Here is a 14,079-nt window from a genome sequence, read left to right as displayed (position 1 = left end):
AACAGAGATGAGAGCGACGAACCGCTGGCAAATGAACCGAGCTGGATTGTTGAATTTTTGGTACTACACTGAACAGATTTTTGACTTGTCGGACGGAAAGATGCTACTTCGCGGAAGTAATGGATCAGGAAAGTCGGTCACGATGCAAAGCTTCCTCCCAATCTTACTAGACGGAAAAAAATCACCAGATCGTCTCGATCCATTCGGGTCACGTGCGCGGAAGATGGAAGACTACCTATTAGGTGAAAAGGAAATCTCGAATCGAGAAGAACGGACCGGTTATCTATTCCTTGAGTACAAGCGAACGGATTCGGAACAATACGTCACGACAGGAATCGGCTTACAGGCAAAACGGGGAAAACCGATGAAATTCTGGGGTTTCGTCATCACGGATCATCGCCGGATTGGCAAAGATATCACACTGTACAAGAAGAGTCGTCAAGGCGAGACGGAACAAAAAATTCCATATTCGAGAATCGAACTCGAACGGATGATCGGAGATGGCGGTCGAGTCGTTCAGACACAAGGGGAATATATGCAACTCGTCAACAAACACGTATTTGGTTTTGAGACGATGGAAGCGTATGAGGAATTGATCAAGCTATTGATTCAATTGAGAAGTCCGAAGCTATCAAAGGACTTTCGTCCGACGGTCATCTACGAGATTCTAGAGGCGTCCTTACCAGCGTTATCGGATGAGGATTTACGTCATTTATCGGATACGATCGAACATATGGACCAGACGAAACAGCAGCTCGAACAGCTCAGTCGTGAAAAAGAGGCGCTCGCACGATTAAGTAAGGGCTATGACGCTTATTCTGAACGACAGCTGGCAGATATGGCTCAAGAATACGAATTGGTGGCTACGAAGGCACAGGAAGAGATGGAAAAACAGACTCATCTTCTTGCACGAATCGCACAGCATGAACAGCAGGTCGCGCAAGCGTCTGCTGAAAAAAATCGATTCCATCTTAAAAAAGAGACGCTAGAGCGTCAGCAACAACGCTTGCAAGCACACAAGGTATGGAGTCTCGAAGATGAGAAAAAACGAGAACAGGATAAGAAACTGAAACTCGAACGGAAAATCGAGTCTCAAGAGCAAAAACAGGACCGTACGCGTGATAAGATGCGGACGTTCAAAAGTCGAATCGATGAACAACAGATCATGCTTCGTCAGACGGCAAGTGATATTGAGGACGGTTTGTCTCAATTAGAAGAAGAGGCAGAAATGGCTTCATTTCAGCGACATGCAATAAATGTGGCGGATTTCGAGCGTCAAAGAGAAACGTTCGATTTTACCGTTTGGCACACTGAAGTGGCGGCGCATCTTACGCGATTAAACAATGATGTAGAACAGGTCCGTCATTTTGAAGAAACGAAAGAACGATTGCAACTTCAACAAAAAGAGTTGGCGCATGAAGAACAATTGTTTGATCAAACGAAGCGGGAGCATGATGATTGGCAAAAAACATTTGATCAAGAACTAGAGACGTACATAGCAGATATTCATATGTGGTTACAACGTCATCAGGAATTTTCCGTTGATGAGAAAAGCGTCCAGTTTACGGAACGGATATTACGAAACGAATATGGCATCGACACGATGGAGAGCATCCGTCGTCAGATTCGACCATCGATCTCGCGTTTTCAAGATCATATTCGCGAGGATATTGCACTTCATAAATCAAGACAAGAAACACTGGTTCAGCAACTGACCGTAAAAGAACAGGAGCTTCAAAGCTGGAAGCAACAAATCGATCCGGAGCCACCGTTACATCCCGAAACAAGACATGCGCGGGAGATGATGCAGGAAGAAGGCGTTCCCGTCGTACCGTTTTATTCCGTGATTGATTTCCAGTCGGGAGTACCTGAAGAAGTGAAGTGTCGGATCGAGGCCGCCCTAAGCGATAGCGGCATGTTGAACGCGTTGATCACGGATTTACCGGTCATACACGACCGTACTTTGATAGCTGATCCGCATGAAATGACGCACACGTTAGCAGATTATCTGCAACCGACTGAAAACGAGCATGTCACGGTCGAACGAATTGACGAACTCCTTCGAAGTGTTCAAATTGATGCTGGCGAGACGAGAATCATGGAGGACGGAACATACCGAATCGGTCTCTTAGCAGGTCATGCCGTTGAAGTAGAATATGTTCGTTATATCGGACGTGAGGCGCGAAAGAACTATCGGGAGAAATTGATTGATGCATTACGCGGCGAAATCGATGAACTATCGACTATGCGATCTTTCGCCGGACAAGAGATTGAACGTTTACTGCAACGCCTTCAGGATGCAGAGGAAGCATGGAACGCATTTCCGCTCGATCGTGAGTTGCGAACGATCCAGGAATCCATCTGGGAGAAGAAAAAAGAGATGGAAGGACTGAGACGCCAAGCAGAACGGATGAACGCGACCCTTAGAGTATTGAACGAACGTTTCAGTCAGCTACGACATACCGTTTCAGAAGAAGCGCGATTCTTTGGAATCGATACGACCGCTCAAGCGTTCCGATACGCACTCGAGCATGCGTATACGTATAAAGACGATCTGCGTGAAATCGAACAACTTCAACGACACCTGCTACAGGTAAAGCGCACGTCGCAACAACTTCAACTCGATATCAGCGAGATCGAGCACGATCTTGATGAACAGTCGGGGGAGTTGTATCAACTCGAGTCGGAGCGCGAACAAATCGAGGAATTGATTCAACACATCGAACAGCAACTGCAACAAGAAAAGGCAGAGGATATTCGTCAGCAAATTCAAGACATCCAAGAACAGTTACGAGTCGTGGAAAAAGAGTTGGAGACGATCACGATTCTAGCGACGACACATGCGACACAACTCGAGGTCGACCAAAAAGAACGATTGCGCCAAGAACCGATCCAAGCCTTTTATCAACAGTTGCAGCAAATATGGGAAGACGTATTGCGTGAACGTTTTCAACAAACGGAGACGGAAAGTGAACCAGCTGAGATGCCATTCGCGGAATGGGTAAGAAATCAATCGACACACTATGCGCATCGATTGAACATGACGCGATCAAAAGCAGATGAACTCTTATCGAAGACATTTTATGAGTTACAGAGTGATTTGATGGAATACCGTATGCGTGACTACACGGAAGAGCGGTCTCTACCAGAATGGATGCAGGAAAACGAAGAGCATTTCCGGCATGAAGTGGAGACGTTCCAACAAAAGACGACGCAACGGATGATCACGCTCGATTTGAGAGGACAGCAGGTCAATCCACGTCTCGTCAAACAGACGGTCGAAGAAGAATATGCACGACAGCAACAGATTCTAAACGAGGATGACCGGGAACTCTACGAGGAAATTCTCTTCAAGTCTGTCGGATCTAAGTTACGTAGTCGGATTCGTCGGGCTGAGAAGTGGACGACACAAATGAATCAAATCATGGAAAACCGAAATATCTCATCTGGCATCACCTTCTCGATCAAGTGGAAGCCACGGACTGCTGATGTAGAGGATGAACTGGATACGAAAGACCTCGTCGCGATTCTGAAACAAGACGTTCGATTGATGAAGGATGAGGACTATGAACGCATCACGAATCACTTCCGCTCCCGGATCGATCGTGCGCAACGTTTGATGAAAGAAGAAGGAGCAGGACAAACGCTGTTACAAGTATTGAAAGAGGTCCTCGATTACCGGAAATGGTTCTCATTCATCTTGTATCATGAGCGGACGAATGAGCCGAAGACGGAACTGACGAATAATAAATTTGATAAGTTCAGTGGTGGTGAAAAAGCACTCGCCATGTATATTCCATTGTTCACGGCTTGTTATTCGCGCTATCAAGAGGCGACTGATACGGCACCTTATATCATTTCGCTAGATGAGGCATTCGCGGGTGTCGATGAAAATAACATTCGTGAAATGTTCGATGTCGTCAAACAACTCGATTTCGATTTCATCATGAATTCGCAAATTCTTTGGGGTGACTATGACACGATTGATCATTTATCGGTGTACGAATTGCTCCGTCCGCAAAACGCCGATTACGTCGGCGTGTTGAAATACTACTGGAACGGAAAGCAGCGAGTCTTAGTCTATGAGTGAGCAGGTTCTCGAAGAAGCATTATGTTACTTTCGCGAGGGGAAGCGTTTCGAACAGCTTTTTCAACAATTTCGTAAAAAGTATGCATCGTACGGTCGCGTCGGGGGAAGTGTGTCGATTCGAACCTTTCGACGGGAGGATCAACAAGCGATCGCACTTTTCTTGAGCGAGGACGTCGAGGACTTACGACGACGGGGTACTGTGACATTGATACGTTTTGAACGAAGACTGCGACAGTCACGGTTCGAGAGCATCACGTTGCAGCAATTATTAGAAGCCTATTTCGACTCACCGCTTCAGACGAATCAAGAACGTCGTCTGCTGGTGAAGCAGCAGGAGATTCAGAAATGGGAAAGCTTAAAAGAGACGTTCCCGGGATTACTAGATTGGTTCGACCATCTTGCACAAAAAACACCGGATACGTTGTTCGTTCATCGAACGAGTGAACTGCCTCACTTTGAACACTTGTGTGTGCAACTCGAGAAAATGAATCAATCACTCCCTGTTGAATACGAACGAATCCCACTTTACGCACAACGGATGACAGGAGATCCGCATGCGCTCGACCGCGATACGGAGCTCGGAAAATTGTTCATTCATCTGCTGCACGTAAAAGCACAACGACTAGGTGCACCTTCGATGGATTCCGAAAGTCTCAATGAGTTGTATCTTCGTTTTCATTTGTTACGAGATGACGTGTTGAATTTCGTAACCTGTGTGAACCTCGTGGCTGAGAAGCACGGCATCCTCCATGAAATGTGGAGCGGAGCGTCAAAGCGTAACAGCGTTTTGAATGTTCCGCTTCGCGAATTATTACAGGTCGACCGGATTTATGGTGAAAAACGACCGGTTTGGATCGTTGAAAATTCAGGTGTCTTTTCGGAGATGCTTGATTTCTTACCTGGTATGCAGCTCGTGTGTACGCACGGTCAATTCAAACTAGCAGCGTATCAGTTGCTCGATCAGCTCGTCGTATCGGGTCATCACTTACGATATGCAGGAGATTTAGATCCGGAAGGGCTTCAGATGGCAGCAAGACTTAAAGCGCGATATGCTGATCGTTTGACATACTGGTGTTTAGACGAAGAAGCGTATCTTCAGTCGAAGTCAGATGTCATCTTATCGGACGAACGGCTTGCGAAATTGAACGGTATACAGGACGAGTCACTGCGTCGTGTGATTGAGATCATGCGTCAGGAAAAACGAGCTGGTTATCAAGAAGCGTTGATTCGACGGATGGTTGAAGAATATCAGAATGGATGAATCGAGTGTCTGTTTCCGAGTAACGTATCGGAAACGGACACTCCTTTTTAGTGGAGCAGAACATGAAAATTCAGCATCCCGTCTTCGGAAAGCGAGAGTGACTGAAACGTTCATCGTTGAATTTAGAAGTCATAATTGATTCACTTCATACGTTGTTATTTACCATAAACATATTTGTTGCGCTTGCGCAAAATGAGCGTATAATGAAAAACAAAAAGTGAGGTGAACGAGATGGCGACACAGCCACTTACACAAGATCTACCCAAAAAACGGACATATATCGGACCGGCATTCGTTGCTGCCGTCGCGTATCTCGATCCGGGAAACTTCGCGACGAACATGACGGCAGGTGCTCAGTATGGCTACTTGTTGCTCTGGGTCATCGTTGCCTCGAACTTGATGGCCGTCGTCATTCAGTTCCTGTCAGCCAAACTTGGAATCGTCAGCAATCTCAGTTTAGCGGAGGTGATCCGGGAAGAGTTATCGCCGGTCTATCGCTTCTTCTACTGGGTCCAGGCGGAGCTCGTCGCGATGGCGACCGATCTCGCTGAATTCGTCGGAGCCGCACTTGGATTTCATTTACTGTTTGCGATCGATTTACGAATGGCAGCATTGTTGACGGCAGTCCTATCATTCGTCATCCTCGGATTCGAGCAAAAAGGACTCCGTCATTTCGAAGCTGTCATCGCCGTTCTTGTTTTAATCATCGCAGCGGCTTTTGCGATTGAAGTCTTTGAAGTCCATCCCGTGTTCCGTGATTTATCGACAGGATTGTTACCGGGATTCGAAGGCACGTCGAGTATCGTCCTTGCTGCCGGCATGCTTGGTGCGACCGTCATGCCACACGCCATCTATCTCCATTCCGATTTAACGAAACGACGGATGGGGCACGTTGCGAATAAAGTGTCGATGTTACGGATCCAGCGCTTCGACATCTGGGGAGCGATGTTGATTGCCGGAGCGGTCAACGGAGCGATGCTCGTCATCGCAGCCAGTGTCTTTTATGGTACGAAGTATCAAGCGGGTTCGCTAGAAGAAATCTATGAAGGATTGCACGTCACGCTTGGCGGCATTGCACCGTATCTGTTTGCGATTGCTTTACTCGTTTCAGGTCTTGCTTCATCAAGCGTCGGGACGATGTCAGGTGACGCGATCATGCGTGGATTCCTCCATCTTCAATTACCACTGTTCGTTCGCCGGACCGTGACGATGTTACCGGCTATCTTGTTGCTGTTCTCCGGTTTTGATCCGACACGGGCACTTGTCCTCAGTCAGGTCGCCTTATCGTTCGGGATTCCGTTCGCCTTGATTCCCTTGATTCGGGCAACAGCAAGTGAGCGATACATGGGGGAACACCGGAACAGTCGGTTCATGAACGCGTTGGCCTGGGTGATCGTCTCGATTGTCATCGTCTTCAATGTCTATCTGCTCGTCGATGTCTTAGTATGAATATTCAGTATTTTTGTTTCGTCTGATTTAAAGCGGGTATTTCATAACTAGAAGCTTTCCGCCCGGAAGCTTTGCTACCCCTATAAGGACGATGGTGCGGACCTCCCCCCGATGCACCATCGTCTTTTTTGTCTGGACGAAAAGTGCTATGATTAGAAATAGTGTAAAATATATCGCAAAAGTTCCGGAGGTGGAATGACATGGCAAAGATTAATGAGGAGCAAGTCCGCCACGTGGCGCATTTGGCACGCCTTGCCGTGACAGATGAAGAAGTAGCACAATTCACAGTACAACTCGAGAAAATTCTTGGGTTCGCTGAACAATTAAATGAACTCGATACGACGGGCGTTGAACCAACGACACATGTCCTCGATTTAAAAAACGTCCTACGTAAGGACGAAGTACGTCCATCGCTTCCGCGTACGGAAGTAGAACGACTCGCACCCGATTGGGAAGACGGACAAGTCCGCGTCCCAGCGGTGTTCGAATAAGGAGGAAATGACCCGATGTCACTTTTTGAACATGGTGTCAAAACACTACACACACTCATTCAGGATGGCGAAGTCAAAGTTTCTGAACTCGTCCAAGAATCCTTTGATCAAATCGACCGTGTCGATGGAAAAATCGGTGCGTTTCTTTCATTGAACGAAGAAGCATTCGAGCAAGCAAAACGAATGGATGATGTCGCGAAACACGAAGCGAATCCATTGTTTGGTCTTCCAATCGGCGTCAAGGATAACATCGTCACGAAAGGGATGACGACGACATGTGGTTCGAAATTCCTCGAGAACTTCGTACCGGCACACGATGCGACGGTCGTCGAGCGTCTGCATGAAGCAGGGGCGATCACAATCGGGAAATTGAACATGGATGAGTTCGCGATGGGTTCTTCAAACGAGAACTCAGCGTATAAACCAGTTCGCAACCCATGGAATACAAAACACGTTCCAGGTGGTTCTTCGGGTGGTTCGGCAGCAGCCGTCGCAGCAGGCGAAGTCTTATTCAGCCTTGGTTCGGATACAGGTGGCTCGATTCGTCAACCGGCTGCCTATTGTGGTGTCGTCGGGTTGAAACCGACATACGGTCTCGTCTCACGTTTCGGTCTTGTTGCGTTCGCGTCGTCGCTTGACCAAATCGGTCCGTTGACACGGACAGTCGAAGACAACGCGTATCTGTTGAGCGCGATCGCAGGACACTGTGAGATGGATTCAACATCTGCGAACGTCGCAGCTACGGATTACACACAAGCGTTGACAGGTGATATCAAAGGTCTGAAAATCGCTGTTCCGAAAGAATACTTCGGTGAGGGTGTCAGTGAAGGCGTCAAAGCCAACATCCGGGAAGCAATCCAAAAACTCGAAGCACTCGGTGCGACAGTCGATGAAGTGTCACTTCCGAACTCGAAATATGCGCTTGCGACGTACTACTTACTTGCTTCATCGGAAGCATCATCGAACCTCGCACGCTTTGACGGCATTCGTTACGGAGTCCGTGCCGAAGCGGATGCACTTGAAGATGTCTTCAAGTATTCCCGTTCACAAGGATTCGGAGACGAAGTCAAGCGCCGGATCATGCTCGGAACGTATGCACTCAGCTCAGGTTATTACGATGCTTACTATAAAAAAGCACAACAAGCCCGGACGTTGATCAAAAAAGACTTTGACGATGTTCTCGCGAACTATGACGTCATCATCGGACCAACAGCACCGACACCAGCATTCGAACTCGGTGCACAGCTCGACGATCCGGTCACGATGTATGCGAATGACATCTTGACGATTCCGATCAACTTGGCAGGTGTTCCAGCGATCTCAGTTCCAGCTGGATTCGTCGACGGTCTTCCAGTCGGCTTACAAATCATTGGAAAACATTTCGATGAGGCGACGATCTATCGCGCTGCGCATGCGTTTGAGCTTGCGACAGGCGGATTCGCGCTTCCGAAGTTATAAGGAGCGAATGTATCATGAACTTTGAAACGATCATCGGGATCGAGGTCCACGCCGAACTGAGCACGAACACGAAGATGTTCTGTGGTTGTGCGCGGGAATACGGCGCAGAGACGAACACAAAAACGTGTCCGATTTGTCTTGGACATCCGGGCGTCTTACCGAAAATTAACGAAAAAGCTGTTGAACTCGCTGTTCGTGCAGCAATGGCACTTAACTGTCAAGTGGCCGATCAAACGAAATTCGACCGGAAGAACTACTTCTATCCAGATACGCCAAAAGCGTATCAAATCTCACAGTTCGATCAACCGATCGGCTTCGATGGCTATATTGATGCGGAAGTCGATGGCGAAACGAAACGCTTCCGAATCGAACGTGTCCATTTGGAAGAGGATGCTGGTAAGATGAACCACACGGGTGCGAACCACTCGGTCGTCGACTTCAACCGGACAGGCGCACCACTAATTGAGATCGTTAGTGAAGCGGACATGCGTTCACCGAAAGATGCAGTCGCTTATCTCGAACGTCTTAAGGAAGTCTTGCAATATGCAGGCGTCTCGGACGTCAAGATGGAAGAAGGATCACTTCGTTGTGACTGTAACATCTCGGTCCGTCCATACGGACAAGAGAAGTTCGGTACGAAAACAGAACTCAAGAACTTGAACTCGTTCGGAAACGTCTTAAAAGGACTTGAGTTCGAAGAAGATCGTCACCGCAAGTTGTTGCTTGCGGGTGGAGTGATGCGTCAAGAAACACTTCGTTTCGATGAGACGAAAAAACAAACGGTCCTCATGCGTGTCAAAGAAGGGGCGTCGGATTACCGTTACTTCCCAGAGCCTGACCTCGTCAAGCTCGTGCTTGATCACGATTGGAAAGAAGCGATCCGTGCGGGTATCCCAGAACTTCCGGATGCACGTCGCGTTCGTTACCAAGAAGAACTTGGTCTTTCAGCGTATGATGCGAAACAATTGACGGTCACGCGTGAGATGGCAGAGTATTTCGAGGCGACACTTGCAGCAGGCGCAGAACCAAAAGCGGCAGCCAACTGGACGATCGGTGAAATCCAAGGTCACTTGAATAAGTCGACGGAAACGTTCGAAACAGTCAAGATGACACCGGCTCGTCTGGCGGAGATGATCGACTTGATCGCAAGCGGAACGATTTCTTCGAAAATCGCTAAACAAGTTTTCACGGCCGTCATCGAAGAAGGTGCTGAACCGCGTGCATACGTCGAAGCAAACGGTCTTGCACAAATTTCGGACGAAGGATTGCTACGTGGTCTCATCGTCGAGATGTTCGAAGCAAACCCAGCCGTCGTCGAGGAATTACTCGGTGGACGTGACCGGAAAAAAGGCTTCGTCATCGGTCAAATCATGAAGAAAACAAAAGGAATGGCAAACCCTGCCCTTCTCGATCAACTCTTCTACGAAGAGCTTGAAAAACTAAAATAAATACCTGATCGAACAGCGTCCGTTCCTCCTTTACTTCTGTTAGGAATCGGGCGCTGTCTTTTTTGGCTTTGTAATGTCTCGAGAGTTCATGTAAAATAAAACAGTTATGTATCAAATGAACGGTTGAGTCAAAAAGGAGAAAATCTTATGAGACCTAGAGCGCGCGTGATTTATAACCCGACTTCCGGGAAAGAGATGGTTAAACGAAATTTACCGTATATCCTCGACCGACTCGAAGCAGCGGGTTATGAGACATCTGTCTACTCGACGAAAGCGGTCGGCGATGCGACGTATGAAGCAGCACGAGCATGCGAAGCAGAATTTGATCTCGTCGTCGCAGCAGGCGGCGATGGTACGTTGAACGAAGTGATCAGTGGAATGGCTGCCTACAATAAACGTCCAAAGCTTGGTGTATTACCTGTTGGAACGACGAATGACTTTGGTCGGGCGATGCGTATTCCATTGACGATTGAAGGGGCGATGGATGTCATCTGCACAGGACATACGATGCCGGTCGATATCGGTAAGATCGAAGGATCAGCAGGCGTCCATTACTTCATCAATATCGCTGGTGGGGGCATCATGACAGAACTGTCGTATGAAGTGCCTTCGAAGCTGAAAACGGCACTTGGACAGCTCGCGTACTATGTCAAAGGGATGGAGAAACTTCCGCAAATCCGACCGACATATGTCGAACTGGAGCATGAAAAGGGTATATTCAAAGGAGAAGTCATGCTGTTCTTGACATCCAATACGAACTCCGTCGGCGGATTCGAGAAGTTGTCACCGAACGCGTCACTCAATGACGGTCGATTCGATCTCTTCATTCTTAAGAAATGTAACCTCGTCGAATTGATTCGTGTCATGCGTCTTGCCTTAAAAGGGGATCATTTCTCGGACCCTTGCATCGAGCATGTCACGACCTCATTCGTCCGCATGAAGAATACATCAGAGATGAGTTTGAACATCGATGGTGAGTTTGGCGGCATTTGCGAAGGCGAGATGACGAATCTTCGCTCTCATTTCGAAGTCATGACACCAAAGTTCCGGATCGAAGAGATGGAACAAATCAATACACAATTACAAGAAGCAGAAACGAACCTCGCGTGAAGCGAGGTTTTTAAGGAGGATATTCATGATTCCAGTACAAAAGAACGATGAACACGTCGTCGAAATCGTCGACCTGACACATGAAGGGTCGGGGGTCGCGCGTATCGATGGGTACACGGTCTTCATCCCAGGCGCATTGCCGACGGAGCAGGTCAAGATCAAAATCACGAAAACGACGAAGTCTTACGGATTCGGTCGCATCATCCGTCAAAAGACGAAGAGTGTCGATCGTGTCGAGCCACCTTGTCCGGTTTACAACCAGTGTGGCGGTTGCCAATTGCAACATTTATCATACGACGCAGAACTCAAGTTCAAGCACAACCGTGTCCGTGACGCGTTCGCGCGCCTGGCAGGTCTTGAAATTCCAGTCCATGAGACGATCGGAATGGAAGATCCGTGGGGTTACCGCAACAAAGCACAAGTACCGGTTGCATTCCAATCGAACAAATTGATGGCTGGCTTCTACCAAAAACGGAGTCACCGGATCATCGATATGGACTACTGCTTGATTCAGAACAAAGAAAACGACGAAGCTGTTCAAACGGTTCGTAAAGTCCTTGCTGATTTAAAAGTACCAGCATACGACGAGAAGAAAAAAGCAGGTGTCATCCGTCATATCATGGCACGTCATGGCTACCATACGAACGAGTTGATGGTCGTTCTCGTCACAAAGGTCAAACAACTTCGCGGTATCGATAAGATTGTCGAAGGGATTTTAAAGGCGTTACCGAACGTCACATCAATCCAGCACAACATCAACCCAGATGATACGAACGTCATTCTTGGGAAAAAGAACGTCGTCTTGTACGGACCGTCTGTCATCCGCGATCAAATTGCTGGTTTGACGTATGAGATCTCACCGCATTCGTTCTTCCAAGTCAACCCGCTTCAAACGGAGAAACTCTACGCGAAAGCGCTCGAGTATGCTCAGTTAACAGGAGATGAGACCGTCGTTGATGCTTACTGTGGCATCGGCTCGATTTCATTGTCACTCGCACAACAAGCGAAGCACGTCTACGGCATCGAAATCGTACCGCAAGCGATCGATGACGCACGTCGTAACGCCCAAGCGAATGGTATCGAGAACGTGACGTTCGAGTACGGTGCAGCCGAGAAGGTCATGCCGGCACTCGTCAAAGCCGGTATTCAACCGGACGTCATCGTCGTCGACCCACCACGTAAAGGGTGTGACGAAGAGTTCTTGCGTGCTGCAGCAGATGTCGCACCGAAGCGGATCGTCTACGTCTCATGTAATGCGTCGACACAAGCGCGTGACGCGAAGTTGTTAACAGAACTCGGTTATACACTCGTTGAAGTGACGCCAGTCGATATGTTCCCACATACGACACACGTCGAGAGCGTTGCCTTGTTTGAAATAGTTAACAAATCCTAAGTTATGCATGTTCTTTTATATTTGCATTACTCAGATTTGCTTTAGAAATAGATAATTTAAAATTTGTTGAAATATAAAAAGCAGACGGTTTAGAAGTGAACTGAACCCCGAGTGATAGACACTTGAAAAAAAGTGTATCATTCGGGGTTTTTCGTGTGGATACGAATCGCTATAATGAACCTATTCATTCAGACGGGAGAAACAACCATAAGTAAAATCATCTTCACTATGACTCAAATCAATCAGCTCGAAGAAAATCCGAACGTCGCTTCCGTATCAGAACGCTCGATCCAGTACATCGCCGAGTTCAAGGTCAAGGCCGTACGTGAGAATATGGAGGGAAGAGACCTCAATAAATCTTCGTGGAGGCTGGATTCGACCTGACGGTGATCGGGAAACGAAAAGCGCAATCCGCGTTAATTCGCTGGCGCCAAACGTTCCGAAAAGACGGAGAGGAGGGTCTCCTGAACGATAAATGTGGAAAGGCTCCGGGGGTGGACTCCCGAAGTGAGACGAGTCGATGGAGAGACGATTGGCGAAGGCAGAGGCACGAATCAAATACCTGACGGCAGAGAACGAGCTCTTAAAAAAGCTAGAGAAGTTAGAAGGGCAGGCGAAACGTACGAACTAACACCAGTAGAGAAGTATCAGGTCTTCAACACCGTCATCCGCATCGCACAGCTTAAGAATCTCGTCCGCCCACTATGTGAGATCGCCGGAGTGAGCCGCAGTGGCTATTACGCTTGGTTGAACCGTGCGAGGCGGATTCCCTTCTGGAAGAGCATGATTACCTAGATGCGACACTCCTCAAGAAAATCCATGATCGTCACAAAGGCAAAGTCGGTTATCGGGGGCTGTACATGAAGGTGTTCGCTACCCTCGGTTTTCGAATCAACCATGAACGGATTCTCCTACTGATGCGCAAATATAACATCGTGACCAAAATCCGAAGGATGAACCCTTATCGAAATTACCCCGAAGGGGTCATCCTTCATTCGGACCAAGGAAGTATCTATACGTCGTACGCCTTTCAAGAATTCGTTACGAGGAATCACCTAATAAGCAGCATGTCTCGTAAATGAAACTGTTGGGACAATGCAGTTATCGAATCGTTCCACTATAACTTAAAGTCTGAGGAGTTTCAGTACGTCAAGGAAAAATTAGGCTACCTGACACTGAAAAAATACGGTGAACTGGCAGCCTAATCAAGGTGTTTTATATATGTCTCATATTGCTAGGTCAGTCTAAAAGGTCGGGTTCTTGTATTAGTAATGAATAAAAGAAACGTATTTAGGAAGGCATAAGTTGATATTTATATCGCAATAAAATTAAAGGTTTTTGCTGTTTGTAATTAAGCAAATTTGATTTCAATACACAGA

General features: G+C 47.6%; 8 protein-coding genes and 1 pseudogene. All 9 read left to right on the top strand.

Going from position 1 to position 14,079, the window contains the following annotated elements; all coding sequences use genetic code 11:
- Window positions 1–7 precede the first annotated feature (7 nt).
- The gene (locus ESP131_RS15875; RefSeq protein WP_047393069.1) at window positions 8–4,090 is read left to right on the top strand and encodes a TIGR02680 family protein; all 4,083 of its coding nucleotides are present in this window, start codon (window positions 8–10) and stop codon (window positions 4,088–4,090) included.
- On the top strand, window positions 4,083–5,351 hold the full coding sequence (locus ESP131_RS15870; protein ID WP_047393072.1) for a TIGR02679 domain-containing protein: 1,269 nt from the start codon (window positions 4,083–4,085) through the stop codon (window positions 5,349–5,351). Before ESP131_RS15875 ends, ESP131_RS15870 begins: the two co-directional genes overlap by 8 nt.
- A 231-nt stretch (window positions 5,352–5,582) precedes the next feature.
- Entirely contained in the window at window positions 5,583–6,800 is a 1,218-nt protein-coding gene (locus tag ESP131_RS15865; protein ID WP_047393076.1) for an Nramp family divalent metal transporter, read from the top strand.
- Between the two features lie 200 nt (window positions 6,801–7,000).
- Window positions 7,001–7,291: an Asp-tRNA(Asn)/Glu-tRNA(Gln) amidotransferase subunit GatC gene (gene gatC / locus ESP131_RS15860; RefSeq protein ID WP_047393080.1), complete on the top strand. Its 291-nt coding sequence runs from the start codon at window positions 7,001–7,003 to the stop codon at window positions 7,289–7,291.
- Window positions 7,292–7,306: 15 nt separating this feature from the next.
- Window positions 7,307–8,749 carry an Asp-tRNA(Asn)/Glu-tRNA(Gln) amidotransferase subunit GatA gene (gatA, locus tag ESP131_RS15855; RefSeq protein WP_029342575.1) on the top strand — a complete coding sequence of 481 codons (1,443 nt, stop codon included), beginning with the start codon at window positions 7,307–7,309 and terminating at the stop codon, window positions 8,747–8,749.
- A 14-nt stretch (window positions 8,750–8,763) separates the two neighbouring features.
- Window positions 8,764–10,197, top strand: coding sequence for an Asp-tRNA(Asn)/Glu-tRNA(Gln) amidotransferase subunit GatB (gatB, locus tag ESP131_RS15850; protein ID WP_047393083.1), 1,434 nt, complete (start codon window positions 8,764–8,766; stop codon window positions 10,195–10,197).
- 147 nt (window positions 10,198–10,344) lie between these two features.
- Window positions 10,345–11,307: a diacylglycerol kinase gene (locus ESP131_RS15845; RefSeq protein WP_029342573.1), complete on the top strand. Its 963-nt coding sequence runs from the start codon at window positions 10,345–10,347 to the stop codon at window positions 11,305–11,307.
- A gap of 25 nt (window positions 11,308–11,332) precedes the next feature.
- Window positions 11,333–12,700: a 23S rRNA (uracil(1939)-C(5))-methyltransferase RlmD gene (rlmD, locus tag ESP131_RS15840; protein WP_069940954.1), complete on the top strand. Its 1,368-nt coding sequence runs from the start codon at window positions 11,333–11,335 to the stop codon at window positions 12,698–12,700.
- Between the two features lie 743 nt (window positions 12,701–13,443).
- A pseudogene (locus tag ESP131_RS17090) lies at window positions 13,444–13,641 on the top strand (transposase); the annotation flags it as partial.
- Window positions 13,642–14,079: the final 438 nt, after the last annotated feature.

Origin of the sequence: Exiguobacterium sp. U13-1, from assembly GCF_001750115.1 — a bacterium.
In the GTDB taxonomy this organism is placed as follows: domain Bacteria; phylum Bacillota; class Bacilli; order Exiguobacteriales; family Exiguobacteriaceae; genus Exiguobacterium_A; species Exiguobacterium_A acetylicum.
This window is presented reverse-complemented; position numbering and strand designations above follow the sequence as displayed.